General features: G+C 67.4%; 11 protein-coding genes and 1 pseudogene. 7 read left to right on the forward strand and 5 right to left on the reverse strand.

Annotated features, from left to right (window positions below; genetic code table 11):
* Positions 1-262: 262 nt before the first annotated feature.
* The gene (locus F5544_RS20235) at positions 263-1,093 is read left to right on the forward strand and encodes an SDR family NAD(P)-dependent oxidoreductase (RefSeq protein WP_167474637.1); all 831 of its coding nucleotides are present in this window, start codon (positions 263-265) and stop codon (positions 1,091-1,093) included.
* A 411-nt stretch (positions 1,094-1,504) separates the two neighbouring features.
* On the opposite strand, the gene F5544_RS20240 is transcribed toward F5544_RS20235, so the two are convergent.
* Complete coding sequence (locus tag F5544_RS20240) at positions 1,505-4,336, reverse strand: helix-turn-helix transcriptional regulator (RefSeq protein ID WP_167474638.1); 2,832 nt, start codon at positions 4,334-4,336, stop codon at positions 1,505-1,507.
* Between the two features lie 188 nt (positions 4,337-4,524).
* On the opposite strand from F5544_RS20240, the gene F5544_RS20245 reads away from it, so the two are divergent.
* Both F5544_RS20245 and F5544_RS20250 read left to right on the forward strand, forming a co-directional pair.
* A complete protein-coding gene (locus F5544_RS20245; RefSeq protein ID WP_167474639.1) occupies positions 4,525-5,673 on the forward strand; it encodes an epoxide hydrolase family protein in 1,149 nt (382 codons plus the stop codon).
* A 284-nt stretch (positions 5,674-5,957) separates the two neighbouring features.
* The gene (locus tag F5544_RS20250; protein WP_167474640.1) at positions 5,958-6,620 is read left to right on the forward strand and encodes a DUF998 domain-containing protein; all 663 of its coding nucleotides are present in this window, start codon (positions 5,958-5,960) and stop codon (positions 6,618-6,620) included.
* 65 nt (positions 6,621-6,685) lie between these two features.
* On the opposite strand, the gene cysC is transcribed toward F5544_RS20250, so the two are convergent.
* The 3 genes and pseudogenes from cysC to F5544_RS20265 form a co-directional block, all read right to left on the reverse strand.
* Positions 6,686-8,521 carry an adenylyl-sulfate kinase gene (gene cysC / locus F5544_RS20255; RefSeq protein WP_167474641.1) on the reverse strand — a complete coding sequence of 612 codons (1,836 nt, stop codon included), beginning with the start codon at positions 8,519-8,521 and terminating at the stop codon, positions 6,686-6,688.
* Positions 8,521-9,452, reverse strand: a pseudogene (gene cysD, locus F5544_RS20260) (sulfate adenylyltransferase subunit CysD). The gene cysC and the pseudogene cysD overlap by 1 nt, the downstream one beginning before the upstream one ends.
* 9 nt (positions 9,453-9,461) lie before the next feature.
* Positions 9,462-10,373, reverse strand: coding sequence for a helix-turn-helix domain-containing protein (locus F5544_RS20265; RefSeq protein WP_167474642.1), 912 nt, complete (start codon positions 10,371-10,373; stop codon positions 9,462-9,464).
* 87 nt (positions 10,374-10,460) lie between these two features.
* Here F5544_RS20265 and F5544_RS20270 point away from each other — a divergent pair, with 87 nt between their 5' ends.
* From F5544_RS20270 to F5544_RS20280, 3 genes are read left to right on the forward strand one after another with little or no spacing between them, the layout of a single operon-like run.
* Positions 10,461-11,624, forward strand: coding sequence for a hypothetical protein (locus F5544_RS20270; protein WP_167474643.1), 1,164 nt, complete (start codon positions 10,461-10,463; stop codon positions 11,622-11,624).
* Entirely contained in the window at positions 11,624-12,400 is a 777-nt protein-coding gene (locus F5544_RS20275) for an SDR family oxidoreductase (RefSeq protein ID WP_167474644.1), read from the forward strand. Before F5544_RS20270 ends, F5544_RS20275 begins: the two co-directional genes overlap by 1 nt.
* A 10-nt stretch (positions 12,401-12,410) precedes the next feature.
* The gene (locus F5544_RS20280) at positions 12,411-13,592 is read left to right on the forward strand and encodes a sulfotransferase family protein (RefSeq protein WP_167474645.1); all 1,182 of its coding nucleotides are present in this window, start codon (positions 12,411-12,413) and stop codon (positions 13,590-13,592) included.
* Here F5544_RS20280 and F5544_RS20285 read toward each other — a convergent pair.
* On the reverse strand, positions 13,573-14,253 hold the full coding sequence (locus F5544_RS20285; protein ID WP_167474646.1) for a PaaI family thioesterase: 681 nt from the start codon (positions 14,251-14,253) through the stop codon (positions 13,573-13,575). The two genes, F5544_RS20280 and F5544_RS20285, sit on opposite strands and share 20 nt — an antisense overlap.
* A gap of 115 nt (positions 14,254-14,368) precedes the next feature.
* Here F5544_RS20285 and F5544_RS20290 point away from each other — a divergent pair, with 115 nt between their 5' ends.
* Positions 14,369-15,025 carry an HAD family hydrolase gene (locus F5544_RS20290; protein ID WP_167474647.1) on the forward strand — a complete coding sequence of 219 codons (657 nt, stop codon included), beginning with the start codon at positions 14,369-14,371 and terminating at the stop codon, positions 15,023-15,025.
* Positions 15,026-15,076 lie beyond the last annotated feature (51 nt).

Genomic DNA, 15,076 nt, shown 5'->3' on the forward strand with positions numbered 1-15,076 from the left:
TGGCGGTGTTGTGGGTTGGCGGTGTTGTGGTGGTCACAGCGGTGCCGAGGATACACGCGCTCGGGCGTGTCTCGATCCGGTGCGGTCGGGCGGTGTCGATCTTGCCGCGCGCGGGTCGCGCGCCCGGTCGGTGAACGGGTAGAACCGTCCAAACCTGTCCCGAGGATCGTCGTTACCGGTGATACTGGCCGTGATTCACCGAAGTCAAGTGAATCACGGTTAGCACGAGCTGCCGGTGGATTCGGCGGAAAGGTAGTACCAAATGGGAACGCTCGACGGCAAGGTGGCCATCGTCTCCGGCTCCGGCCGCGGCATCGGCCGCGAGATCGCGATGAAGCTGGCGGGTGCGGGCGCGCAGGTGGTGGTCAACGACCTGGACGCCGATCCGGCCAAGGAGACCGTCGCCGCCATCGAGGCCGCGGGCGGGCGCGCCCTCTCGTGCGTCGGCAGCGTCACCGCCGAGGGTTTCGCCGAACGCTTCGTGCAGACCGCGGTCGACGGATTCGGCGGACTCGACATCATCGTCAACAACGCGGGCTACACCTGGGATTCGGTGATCCAGAAGATGACCGACGAACAGTGGGACGCCATCCTCGACGTACATCTCAAGGCGCCCTTCCGGATTCTGCGCGCCGCCCAGCCGGTGATCTCGGCGCGGGTGAAGCAGGCGCGCGCGGCGGGCGAGCCGGTGCCGTGCCGCAAGGTGGTGAACGTTTCATCCATGGCGGGCACGGGAGGCAATGCGGGACAGGCGAATTACTCCTCCGCGAAGGCGGGCCTGCTCGGGCTCACCAAGACGCTGTCGAAGGAATGGGGCCGCTACAACGTGACGGTGAACGCCGTCGCATTCGGCTTCATCAGGACCCGGCTCACCGAATCGCCCGCGGGCGGCGGCGACACCATCGATATCGAGGGCCGGGAAATCAAGGTCGGCGTGAACCCGAACCTGTTGAGCGCCATGGAACAAATGATCCCGCTCGGCCGCGCGGGCCTGCCGAGCGAAGCCGCCGGAGCGGTATACCTGTTCTGTATTCCGGAGTCGGACTACGTCAGCGGGCAGACGCTGCTCTGCAACGGCGGCCTGGCGCTGTAGTCGGCGTTATTACATCGCGCCGCCGGGCGGCATTCCGCCCCAAGCATTTTGCGGGCCGGACATACCGGGGGAGCGGTACTCGCGCAAATACTCGGCCTGCCAGCGTGGCCAGTCCAGGTATTGTGCGCCTGCGCTCGCCCGGTATCGGCGGTACTGCGACCGTGCCGTTCGCGTCACAGACCGCCGCGCCTCCCGCGCCGCCCGTCGAGCTCGCGCCAACCCGTGCTCCAATTCCCCCAGCGACAAGGTTACGGGCGGGTCGGTGAACGGCGCCCGCTCCCGGAAAATTCGCATCGAAACCCCCTCGGCTCCAGCCAATTATGTGCAGACCATCCGAAGCCGACAACACCGCGCTTTCCCGGGCACCGGCAGCGGGCAAAGGGGTGGCGTTTTCGGCTCGAGGATGGTCGCTTATCCGGCTCGGTCCGGTTCGAGCAGGCCGTGGGCGGAGGCGATGGCGGCGGCCTCGGTGCGGGAGGCCGCGCCTACCTTGGTGAGGATGCGGGAGACGTGGACGCCCGCGGTGTTGCCGCTGATGAACAGTTCGGTGGCGATCTGGCGGTTGCTCAGGCCGCGGGCGACCAGACGCAGCACGTCGAGTTCGCGGGTGGTGAGCCCGAAAGTTCTTGGTGCCGTGGAGTTATCGGTGTGGTCGGATGCGGCTATGGTGAGCCGGGCCCGGGTGGCCACCTGAGCGATCTCGTCGAGCAGCGGTGCGGCGGCGAGTTCGGTGGCGCGGGTGGCGGCATCGCGCAGTGCGGATTCGGCCGCGGCACGGTTTCCTGAGGCGAGTTCTGCTACGGCGCACGATAATTGGGCTTGGGCGGCATCGTAGGGCCGTCGCAGGTCGTGCCATGCCGTGACGGCCTGCCGCCAAGCATCGGTGTGACCGGACGTCACGGCCGTGAAGGTCGCTCGATAGGCAGCGTCCACGGGCGACGCATAGGGGAGCCCATCCGCGAGATCGCCGGTGTCCGTTGGGATCCGGGCGGCGAGCGTGAGCAGCGGCCAGGCCTCGCGCGGATGCCGGGTCGGCCCGTCGATCGCGAACGCCGCGGCGACGATCTCGGCGGCCCGTTCGAGTTCCCCGTATTTGATGGCCAATCGTGCTCGCAGCCACGCGTTTTCGAGGCGGTACTGGCCCGCCCACGCGGTGTCGCCCAGCACCGCTGCCGCGCTGTCGGCGTCGCTCTGTGCCTCGGCGAACGCGCCACGCGCCAGCATGACCCGGCCGTGGCACAGGCGCAGCGCCGCGGTGCTGAGCGGCGGCAGCGTATCGGTGAGTGCGTCGTCGACGAGTTCGACGGCCTCGGCCCAGCGGCCGAGCGCCTCTAGTGCCTGCGCCCACTTCACCAGCAGGATCGGGCCGCGCTCGGCGAAGTGGAAACTCGCGTGCGCGGCGCGCAGCGCCTCCCGGATCACCTCGATCGACCGTTCGTAGTTTCCCGCGGCGACGAGTGCGGCCGCCTCCCAGGTCAGGACGGTGAGCAAGGTGTCGGGATCGGCGGTCGCCGCCGCGGCGTGCGCGGCGGTGAAATGCTCGTCAGCGGCCGGTGAATCCGCTTGGGATAGAGCAAGATACGCGTGCGCACGGGCCGCGAGCGGAAGCAAATCGAGTTGGTCCGCGATATCCAGTGCGGCTCGGGCGGCAGCCCCGGCCTCCGCGGATCGCCCGGAGAACACCAGCGCGCCCGCGAGTTCCGCATCGAGCTCACCGCGCAACGCGTTGGGCGGATCGATCGGCACCAGCTCGAGCGCGCGATCCAGATCCTCCCTGCCGCCCACACCAGTCTGATTGCGCAGCTGAGCGCGCCGCCGATACAACCGCGCGGCCCGCAGCGGATCATCGACCGTGGAGACCAATTCCACTGCGGCATCCGCGAATTCGATACCGCGCCGAATATCCGCGCCACGGCAGGCGGCGTCGACGGCGGCTTCGAGCACCGTGAGCCGGTCCACCCCGAGCAGGTCGGCCGCGCCGGAAACCTTGTGCCACAGTGCGAGTACCCGCGCCGATTGTTCCAGCCGTTCCGGATGGGCGGCGCTGCGTTCGGCGGCGGTCGCGGCGGACCAGGCGGCGGTCAACGCGAGCCGGAGATCACCCGCCGCCTCGGCATGCCGGGCCAGCTCCGCGCCGAAGCGCTCGGGCGCGACGAGATCCGGTTGCCCCCGCAACACCTCGGCCAGCCTGCGATGCAGTGCGATCCGTTCGGCGGGCAGCAGCTCGCCGGATACGGCCTGCCGAATCAGGATGTGGCGGAACTCGTATCCGGTGTCGACCGCGATCAACAACTGATGATCTATCAGCTGCCGAATCGCGGACCGGCAGGCGGCCGGGGTGAGATCGGTTGCGGCTTGCAGGAGTTCGTGCGGCACCGGGGAGCCCGCGGTCGCGGCGAGCCGGAGCAGGTCGCGCACCTCCTCGGGCAGCCCGTGCTGGGCGGCAAGCAGTAATTCGGGCAACTCGGCGAGCGGTTCGTCCGGGGCCCCGCCGATCGCCTCCACGAAGAGCGGATTGCCCGCACTGCGCTCGAAAACCCTACCGACCGAGCCTGGTTCGGGTTCCCGTCCGAGTAGCGCGGCCAGCTGCCGCCCCACCTCGTGTTTGGTGAGCGGCCCGAGCGCGATGGTCTCGACACCGGGATGACGGCGCAATTCCGCGACCAGCCCGCGGAATTCGGATGCGCCCGCCGGACGATAGGTGCCGACGAGCAGCACATCGTGTTCGGCGAGATTCGCCACCAGGAAGGTGAGCAGTTCGCGGCTGGAGTCGTCGGCCCAGTGCAGATCCTCCAACACCACCACGAGCGGTCCGCGCGCCGCGAATTGTTCCAGCAGCGTGAGGATTTCACCGAACAGCCGCAATCGGTCGGCGGTGCCGGATCCGGTCCTGGCGGCCAACTCGGGCAACCAACCGGCCAGCGCGGGCGCGGTGGACAGCAGCGCGGCCACGTCGTCGATCCCGAACCGGCGCAACAACGCTCGCATGACCGCGACGAATGGCGCGAACGGCACCACACCCGCATTCCCGAATTCCGGGCACCGCCCGCCCAACACGACCGCCGACCCACCCAACCGCCCGGCGAACTCGCCGATCAACCGCGTCTTACCGATCCCGGCCTCGCCAGCCACCAGCACCAAGTGCGTCCGCCCCGCCCCGACCGCCGCCAGCAGCGCCGACAATTCGCCCGCCCGCCCGACGAAGACGCCGCTACTCCTACCCGCTACCACCCGTCTGATCATGCCCGCCTCCGTGCGGCGTGTCCCGCGGCAGCCCGGAGCCCTTCTCTTCGGATACTCGTTCGAGCGGCCGGAGGATCTCGCGCCGCGTGAGATCGTCGGGCAAATCTTCCGATAAAGAAGCGCCGACCGGCGGGAATAACGAATTCTCGTGATTCGGCGGCACCCTCTTTACCCGAAATATCTGTTCCATGACGAACACCGAAATCCGCCCCTTCCGCATCGAGATCCCGCAGGCCGAGCTGGACGATCTGCGCGAGCGGCTGGCCCGCACCCGCTGGATCGACGACCTGCCCGGTACCGGCTGGGAGCGCGGCGTTCCCGGCGCGTACCTGCGCGATTTGGCCGCGTACTGGGCTGAGAAGTTCGACTGGCGCGCGGTGGAGGCGGAACTGAACGCCCACCCGCAGTTCAGCACCACGATCGACGGTCAGGACGTGCACTTCCTGCACATCCGCTCGGCGCGGGCCGAGGCGACGCCGCTGCTGCTCCTGCACGGTTGGCCGAGTTCGATCATCGATTTCCTCGACGTGATCGGTCCGCTCACCGCACCGGAAGATTCCGACGCACCCGCCTTCCACCTGGTGATTCCGTCGCTGCCGGGGCACGGGTTCTCCGGCCCGGTCAGTGCGGCGGGCTGGAATGACGGCCGGGTCGCGGCCGCGCTGGCCGAGCTGATGGCGCGCCTCGGCTACGACCGGTACGGCGTGCAGGGCGGCGATCACGGCGGGTTCATCGCGCAGCGGCTCGGGCAGCTCGATGCCGCGCACGTGCTCGGCCTACACATCAACGCGCTGGTGACTTTCCCGACCGGCGATCCGGCCGACATGGCCGCGCTCACCGAGGGTGAGCGGCAGCGGCTGGCCGCGATGAAGAAGTTCCAGGACGACGGCTCGGCATATATGAACCTGAGCGGCTCCCGGCCGGCCACGCTGGCCCAACTGGTGGCGGATTCGCCTGCGGGACAACTAGGTTGGATCGTGGAGAAGTACAAGGAGTGGGTCGATCAGTCGCATGAGCTGCCCGAACAGGCGATCGCGAAGGACCGCATCCTGGCCAACGTGAGCATCTACTGGTTCACGAATACCGCACGCAGCGTCGCGAATTATTACTACGAGCGGTTCCACGACGCGACCATGTTCGCCCCGAAGCCGAAGGGTACGGTCCCCACTGGTGTGGCGGTGTTCAAGGACGGCGACTACGCCATCCGCCGATTCGCGGAGAAGGCGCACAACATCACCCATTGGTCGGAATTCTTTGCGGGCGGCCACTTTCCGGCCCTGGAGGTGCCCGATCTGCTGGTGGGCGATATCCGTGAATTCTTCCGCGGCCTCGTCTGACCTTCCTCGAAGGGGCCGACAGCTCGTCGCTGTCGGCCCCTTCGGGAGCGGCGTATTCTGCCTGGTCGCAGGCGATTTCGCCGAACAGTGCAATGACTGCCGGTCAGTTCGAATCCAGGTCGAAGGTAGTGCTGGCACTACCGCCGTTCGGGGCGGTAGCAGGCTGCCCGTCGCCGGTCGTTTTCCGTAGTTTGATGCCGCGGGTTGGGATTTCGATGTCCTACGTCGATCCCACTGTGTAGTAACAGGTTTCGGCTGACGGAGGATGCGGAAGGGATGTCGTGGTGAGTGGCAGGGTCGGTGCGGCGGCGTGGTTGGCCGGTGCGGCGCAGTTTCTGGTCGTACAACTGGTTGTCGGAGCGGCGTGGGCGACGCCTTACAGTTGGGCGGACGACAACATCAGCGATCTGGGGAATGTCGGCTGTGGAATGTGGGACGAGTCGCGTCCCCGGTATGTGTGCTCGCCCCTGCACGGGGTCATGAATGCGTCCTTTGTCGCACAAGGAATTCTGTTGCTGGTGGGTGTGGTGCTGACCGGAGCGTACTGGGGGCGGGGCGCATTCGGATGGACTGCGCGCATTCTGCTGATGGTCGCCGCCGCCGGATGGATCGTGGTGGGGCTGACCCCCGCGGATGTCGATGAAAACCTGCATCTGCTGGGAGCGCTGTTCATCATGGGATTGGGCAATATCGGGCTGATCTGTGCGGGATGGCTGCCGCGGACCGCCGCGTTCGGCCGAATGCGGTCGGCGACCCGGGTCCTCGCCGTCGTCGCGGTCCTGTCCGCGGTGCTGTTCTTCGCCCAGCGGGGTCCGGTCATCGGGATGGGTGGGATGGAACGCGTCGCGGCGTTCACGGTCTCGGTGTGGACGGTGCTCGTGGCGGTCACCGTGCTGCGTGCGCGCCGTACCAACTTCGCGTCGATGGCTCGATCCGACGCCGGGTAATCGGCTGTACAGCGGCGCAAAATGTATGCGGCATCGGTGTCGAGCACCCCGTATTCTTCCTGGTCTCAGGCGAGTTCGCCGATCAAGCCGAGGATGGCCGCCGCCATGGCGGCCGGGTCGCCGTCATCGGGGCGCAGGACGATCTCCGGGTGCTCCGGCGCCTCGTATGGGTCGTCGATGCCGGTGAATCCGCGAATCTCGCCCGCCCGGGCCTTGGCGTACATACCTTTCGGATCGCGTGATTCGCAGATCTCCAGCGGCGTATCGACGAAGACTTCCACGAACGGCAGCCCGGCCGTTCGGTGTGCGACCCGGACCTTGTCGCGGTCGCGGCGATAGGGACTGATGAGCGAAACCACCGCCACCACACCGGCTTCGGCGAACAGGCGCGCGACTTCGCCTACCCTGCGCACGTTCTCGACGCGGTCCGCGGCGCTGAAGCCGAGATCGGCATTGAGCCCGTGCCGCAGATTGTCGCCGTCGAGGAGGAAGGCGGGCCGTCCCACCGCCACCAGCCGTCGCTCCAATTCGACTGCGACGGTAGACTTTCCGGAGCCGGAAAGCCCGGTGAGCCATACGGTCAGGCCGCGAGTCGCGCGTTCCTCCCGGCCGACGGCCGTGCTGTGCCAGACCACCCGGGACGACGGCAGGGTAGGTCCGGTGATCATCCCCGCCGCGACGGTGTTGTTGGTGGTGTCGTCGACGAGGATGAAGCTGCCGGTGGCCCGGTTGCGCCGGTAGGGATCGAACAGCAGCGGCTGCCTGGTGCGCAATTGCACGCGCCCGATCTCGTTGAGCGACAACGATTCCGCGTGCTCATCCCGATGTAGCGTATTGACGTCGAGCCGGTAGTCGAGGCTGCGCACCTCGGCGGTCGCGGTGCGGGTGGTGTGCCGCAGCGTATAGGTGGCGCCGGGGGATAGCGCGGAATCGTCGGCGAACCAGCAGACCATCGCGTCGAGGTCGCGCCCGACGTGCGGCCGGTTGTTGGGGCGGCAGATCAGGTCGCCGCGCGAGATATCGATTTCGTCGGCCAGCTGGATGGTGACCGCCTGCGGCGGAAAGGCTTCCGCGACCGGAACCCCGCCGGGGCCCCAGATGGCGGCGACGCTGGTGGTGAATCCGGAAGGCAGCACCGCGACCTCGTCACCCGGCTTGAACACCCCGCCCGCGACCGTACCCGCGTAACCGCGGAAATCATTGGCGTGCCTGCGGATTACGTACTGCACCGGGAAACGCGCGTCGATCAGATTGCGGTCGGAGGCGATGTGCACCTCTTCCAGGTGATGCAGCAGCGGCGTGCCCTCGTACCAGGGCATGCTGGCGCCGCGGTGCACGATATTGTCCCCGTGCAGGGCCGACATCGGCACGAAGGTGAGGTCGGCGACATCGAGTTTGGTGGCGAATCCGGCGAATTCCTCCCGGATTTCGAGGAACCGCTGCCGCGACCAGCCCACCAGATCCATCTTGTTGACGCACAGCACCAGGTGTGGAATGCCGAGCAGCCCGGCCAGGAAGGCATGGCGCCGAGTCTGTTCCACCACGCCCTTGCGCGCGTCCACCAGGATCAGCGCCAGATCGGCGGTGGACGCGCCGGTGACCATATTGCGGGTGTACTGGATGTGCCCCGGGGTGTCGGCGATGATGAATTTCCTTCGCGGCGTTGCGAAGTAGCGATGCGCGACATCGATGGTGATGCCCTGTTCGCGCTCGGCGCGCAGCCCGTCGGTGAGCAGGGCCAGATTCGGGTAGTCGTCGCCGCGGTCGCGGCTGGTCCGTTCCACGGCGGCGAGCTGGTCGGTGAAGATCGTCTTGGAATCGAAGAGCAGCCTGCCGATGAGGGTGGATTTGCCGTCGTCGACGCTGCCCGCGGTGGCCAGGCGCAGCAGGGTGGTCGTCATCAGAAGTAGCCCTCTCGCTTGCGATCCTCCATGCCCGCCTCGGAGATTCGGTCGTCGGCCCTGGTCGCGCCGCGCTCGGTGACGCGGGCCGCGGCGACCTCGGCGACCACCTCGGCGGGGTGGTCGCGGTGGACTGCACGCAGCCGGTGCATGTCGCGTCGCCGACGGTGCGGAAGCGAACGGTGGCCTCGTAGGGCTGTTCACCGTCGAGAAGTTGGAGAAATCTGGTGTGCGCCAACAACATTCCATCTCGTTGCACGACGGGGCGGCGGTGCGCGTAGTACAGTGACGGCATTTCGATGTCCTCGGCGGCGATATAGCTCCAGATATCGAGCTCGGTCCAATTGGAGAGCGGGAAGACCCGGATGTGTTCGCCGGGGCGGTGGCGCCCGTTGTACAGGTTCCACAGTTCGGGGCGCTGGCTGCGCGGTTCCCACTGGCCGTATTCGTCGCGGAAGCTGAATACCCGCTCCTTGGCGCGGGCCTTCTCCTCGTCGCGGCGCGCGCCGCCGAATACCGCGTCGAACCGGCCGTCCGTGATGGCCCGCAGCAGCGTGGTGGTCTGCAGCCGGTTGCGGGAGGCGCGCGGTCCCGTCTCCTCGGTCACCCGTCCCGCGTCGATATCGTCCTGCACCCGGCCGACGATCAACCGCAGGCCCAACCGCCGGACGGTGTCGTCGCGATAGTCCATCACCTCGTCGAAATTGTGCCCGGTGTCGATGTGCAGCACCGGGAACGGCACGGGCGCGGGCCAGAAGGCCTTTGCCGCGAGGTGCAACATCACCACCGAATCCTTGCCGCCGGAGAACAGCAGCACCGGCCGTTCGAAAGTGGCTGCGACTTCACGGAATATGTGCGCCGACTCGGCCTCGAGTGCGTCCAGATGCGCCAGCTCGTAGGTGTTCGCCGTCGACTTCACGTACTGGCTCACGCCCCAAAACTAGAACAAGTTGCTGTCACTGGTCAATGGTGTGTTCCGGTTTCGCACACCGCCCGAATCCGCCGTCACATTATCCGCCGCCGCGACCAATTCCGCACCGCGCCTGGTGATTTCGGCTCCGGTGATGGGTTTGCCGACATACATGGTGAGCACCATGTTCTGCCTGCCGTCGGCGCCGTAGGTCGGCGCGGCCAGCAGGCTCACCGGATGTTCCTTGCGCGGTCGCAGATCGGCGCCCAGATACACACGTTCGCCCAGGCTCGTGACCAGTTCGCCGACGAGTCTGCGCAGCTCATCGGGTAAATCGTGGGCGGCGACGCCGGCCAGCAGCGAATACAGCCTGCGGCCCGCCGCGGTCATGCTCTCGATCAGGTACCCCCGTTCGCGGCATTCGGCGACCACCTGCCGCAGCCGGGATTCGTCCTGGTTCAGCGGCACCGACGGCGGCGTCGCCAGCCAGGCGTCGAGGGCGGCATCGGTATCCCACAGCACGTACATCAGGCCGACGGGCGGCGCGAAATCGTATGTGGCGCCGACCTTTACCATGCCGGGCCCGGTGCTCTCCAACACCACGATCTGCGACCCGACCACCGCCGATGCGGTGCACGTGGTCCGGTACCGCGCGCTGAGCTCCTGCAATCGGGTCCTGGCGAGGGCCGCGACGGTGAACCCGTCCTGGGCCACCCGGCCCGCGGCGATCAGCGCGGGACCCAGGCCGTATGTGCGGGTCTGCTGATCGCGCACGAGGTAGCCGCCGGCGCTGAGCTCGGTGAGTATGCCCAGGCAGGTGGGCTTCGCCATATCCAGTTCGCGGGCCAGTTCGGAGAGGCCGAAGCGTTTGCCGCGGTGCTCGACGAAGTAATCCAGCAGCTGGACGACCCGGGCGGTCGGCGCGGATCTACGGGCGACCATGGACAACTCCTAGAACAGGTTCTAATCTTGCTCGTATCGAAATGTACCAGAGCGGTACATATTTGGAACAGTCGACCGGAGCGCCTCTTGCTGACACAACCGTTCGCGGAAGCCATCGCCGCCGCCGAGCAGATAATCACCGCCGCCCCGCACATCCGGACCGAACAGGATCTCGTCGAGGGTTACGACTATCTGGCGGGCAGCATCCGCGCGGCCATGCAGATGGCATGGGCCTACGAGCGGGACTTCCCGTTCTTCGTGCAGTCCACCGGCCCGTACACAAAGATGGGTCTCGACAATCCGGACACCCTCTACTTCCACTCCTATCTGCGGCCCGACGCCGAATACGTCGTCACCGGAAGGCGGGGCAGCACAAGGGATCTCAGCTTTCAGGTGCTGAACGGCGACTATTCGCCGGTGGACGTGCCGGACAGCCTGACCGCGTTCGACGACCGCGCCGTCGACATCCGCCCGGACGGGACCTACGAAATCCGTTTCGGCCCAGGCGAAGCCGGCCCCGGGTACGTTCCGCTCGCCCCCGATTCCGCCATGCTGGTGGTGCGGGAGGTGTTCAGCGATTGGGGCGCGGAACGCCCGGGCACGATCCGCATCCAACGGGTCGACCGGATCGGTGCCGCGCCACCGCCTTTGAGCAAGGATCTGCTCACCAAGCGCTACGGCGTCGCGGGCAAGATGTTGATCTCCCGGCTGAATACCTTTCTGGCCTTTCCGAAATGGTTCTATCTGAACCTGCCGGTGAACACCATGACCGAACCGCGCTCCACCCCGGGCGGTCTCACCACCCAGTTCTCCTCGGCCGGGCACTACGAACTCGCCGACGATCAGGCGATGATCATCACGGTGCCGAAATCCGATGCGCCGTACCAGGGTTTCCAGCTCGGCAGCATGTGGTATCTGTCGCTGGACTACATCAACCACCAGACCAGCCTCACCGCCGACCAGGCCCGCGTCGATCCGGACGGGATGATCCGGCTGGTGGTGAGCGAACGAGATCCCGGACTGGTCAACTGGATCGAGCGCACCGGGCACGATCGCGGCTACCTCCAGTTCCGCTGGCAGCGGCTGTCCCGCGAGATGAAGCCGGAGGACGGCCCGGCCGTCGAGGTGGTGCCGTTCGGCGAATTGCCGCGACGGCTGGCGTATTACGAACAAGCGCGCATCACGCAGGCGGACTGGCGGGCGCGGATCGCGGCGCGGCAGGCCGCCGTCGCGGAAAGGATGCTCGGCTGATGTTGTTGCGGGACAAGGTGGTCGTGGTTTCCGGGGTCGGCCCCGGGCTGGGCCGGGCGATCGCGGTGCAGAGCGCCCGGGCCGGCGCCGACGTGGTGCTGGCCTCGCGCACCGAGGCGCGACTCACCGAGGTGGCCAAGGAGATCGGCGAGCTGGGGCGGCGCGCGGTGGTGGTGCCCACCGATATCGACGACGAGGCGGCGTCCGCGCACCTGGCGGAATCGGCGGTCAGCGCGTTCGGGCGGGTGGACACGCTGGTGAACAACGCGTTCGCCATACCGCCGATCGTGGATCTCGCCGAGGTCGACCTGGATCAGGTGCGGGCCGGATTCGAGACCAATGTGCTTGCGGCGCTGCGGCTCACCCGGCTGTTCATTCCGGCGCTCACCGAATCGAAGGGTTCGGTGATCATGATCAACTCGGCGGTCTTGCGGCATTCCCGGCGCACCTTCGGTCCGTACAAGATGGCGAAGGCGAGCCTGCTCGCGCTGGCGCAGAGCCTGGCCACCGAGCTCGGGCCGCAGGGTATTCGAGTGAATACCGTTGCGCCCGGCTATATTTGGGCCGACAACCTGAAGTGGTACTTCAATTACCTCGCCCAGCAGCGCGGCATCTCCGCCGACGAGGTCTACGCCGAGACCGCGCGCACCATCGACCTGCGCAAACTACCGGAACCCGACGAGATCGCCGACGCCGTAGTCTTTTTCGCCTCGCATCTGGCGCGGGCGATCACGGGGGCGTGCCTCGACGTCAACGGCGGCGAATACCACCACTAGGAGTAGGACCGTGATCGGTAGGGACGACGTCGGCACCGTCGACGATCTGCACGCCTCGGCGTCGAAATTCATCGGGCTGGACGATTTCGGCGACGACGAGTACCGCGAAGGGCTCGCGGTACTGCTGGACTCCTATGCGAAGGACGCGGAGCTCACGCCGTTCGGGAACAAGGTCAATCGCGCCTTCCTGCGCGGCGCGCTGGTCGCGCGGCTGCTGAGTGAGGCTGCCTGGCAACGGTTTCCGGAATACGCGGCGACGCCGATCGAGCGGCCCATCTTCGTGACCGGGCTGCCGCGATCCGGCACGACGGCCGTGCACCGGCTGCTGAACGCGGATCCGGCCCATCAGGGTTTGGAAATGTGGCTCACCGAGATGCCGCAGCCGCGGCCGCCGCGGGAAACCTGGGGCGCGAATCCGGTGTATCAGCGGATCGCGGCGGCGTACGAGAAGCACCACGTGGAGCATCCGGAATTCATGGGCGTGCACCACATTTCGGCCGACCAGGTGGAGGAGTGCTGGCAACTGCTGCGGCAGTCGGCGAAATCGGTGTCCTATGAATGCCTCGCCTATCTGCCCGGGTACTCGGAGTGGCTGCGCGAGCAGGACTGGACCGGCGCCTATCGCAGGCATCGGCGCAACCTCCAGCTCATCGGGCTGCCCGATGCGAAAAAGCGCTGGGTGCTGAAGAATCCGAGTCATCTGTTCGCACTCGACGCGATCTTCGCGGTCTATCCGGACGCGCTGGTGATCCAGATGCATCGCGATCCGCGCACCATCATCGCATCGGTGTGCAGCCTCAACGAGCAGGCGTCGGCCGGATGGTCGGCGAAGTTCCGCGGCCCGGTCGTCGGCTCGACGCAGCTGGACCTGTGGGCCCGCGGTGCCGCGAGATTCATCGCGGATCGCAAGCGGCACAACCCCGCCCAGTTCTGCGATGTGGATTATGGTGCGTTCGTCCGCGATCCGCTCGGCACGGTGGCATCGATCTACCGACACTTCGGGATTCCGTTCAGCGACGAGGCGCGGGCGGCGATGGAGGAGCTGCACGCCGAAAGCACCTCGGGTGCGGCCCGTCCGGTGCACCGGTACGAGCTGGCGGATTTCGGTTTGAGCGCGGAACAGGTGGACCGGCGTTTCGAGGAGTATCGGGCGGTCTATTTCCCCGAATCGCCTACTGCTGGCCGGGATTGAGCACGATGAACAGCCCGTTGGCTTCGGCGCACAACCGGTCGCCGTCGTGCAGGGTCGCGCGCAGGAAAACCTTTCGCCCCTCTCGGCGTTCGGCCCAAGCCCGCAGCCGCAGCCGGGTATTCAGCGGCGTGATGGATCGGTAGTCGACGGTCAGCGACGCCGTCCTGGTGACCGCGCCCGCGTGCACCGCCGCCGCCATGCCGATCAGTTCGTCGAAGCCGACGGCGATCTGGCCGCCGTGCGCGGCGGAATTACCGCCGAGGTGGTAGTCGCGGAAGGTGATCGTGGCGTCGATGCCGTCCGGGCCGACATGGTGCACGGCGTACGGCGGCACGGTGATATTGCCGCGCGCGGGAACGTCGTAGCGGGTCCAGAGCGGCGTCGACCATTCGTCGACCACCGCGGCGTCGAGCTTGTCGTTGAGCTCCTTCAGCGTCGCGATGGTTTCGAGCGCGAGCTCGTCGGACGGGTTCGCCAGCCGAACCCGGTCCATCAGACCGCGGACCTGCGAGATGAATTGCCGATAGTGCGGTCCGCCGCGCGCGATATCGGCCTCCGGCACCCCGCGCACCTCGTCGGCCAGCTCGGATATCGGCCGGAATCCGCCCTCGTGGTGATCCTCGGTCGGCAGTCGATCACCGCCGGTCTGCTCAGCGCTCATAAGAACAAGTTATCGGTAGCTCGCCGGCAGCCCGATCCGGGAGGTCGCGAAATTGACAGCCGGCGGCGCGGGCGGGCATGTTGGCGAGGGTGCCCCGAGGTGAAAGGCTGACTGGATGGCGATCGCGGCGGTGGTCTTCGATATGGACGGCGTTCTGATCGATTCCGAGCCGGTGTGGGAGCGGGTGCGCCGCGGCTACGTGGCCGAACGCGGCGGCACCTGGCTGCCCGACACGCAGACCCGGCTGATGGGGATGAGCACGGGCGAGTGGTCGGCGTACCTGAGCGCGGATCTGCGGGTCGGCGCCGAACCCGGCCAGGTGGCCGCGGATGTCATCGCGCGCATGGCCGAGCATTACGACACCGAGGTGCCGCTGTTGCCCGGCGCGGTCGACGCGGTGCGCCGCCTGCGCGAACGCTGGCCGCTCGGGCTGGCCAGTTCGTCGCCGCGCACGCTCATCGATGTCGTCCTGAAGCACACCGGGCTGGCCGACTGCTTCGACGTCACCTGTTCGACCGAGGAGGTCGAGCGCGGCAAGCCCGCACCCGACGTCTACCTGACCGTCACCGCCGCCCTCGGCGTGCGCCCGGAAGTCTGTGCCGCCATTGAGGATTCGAGCAACGGCCTGCGCGCCGCACACGCCGCGGGCCTACGGGTGATCGCCGCACCGCGCCCCGAATATCCTGTCGCCGCGGACGCGGCCGATCTCGCCGCGGCCACCATCGGCTCACTCGACGAGCTGACCGCCGAACTGGTCGCCGGGTCGGCCTGAGCGCGGCTGCCTCGGAAGCCGCTGTCGCATGGCAATTCCCTGTCATAGGGG

This window comes from Nocardia arthritidis (assembly GCF_011801145.1).
Taxonomy (GTDB): Bacteria; Actinomycetota; Actinomycetes; order Mycobacteriales; family Mycobacteriaceae; genus Nocardia; species Nocardia arthritidis_A.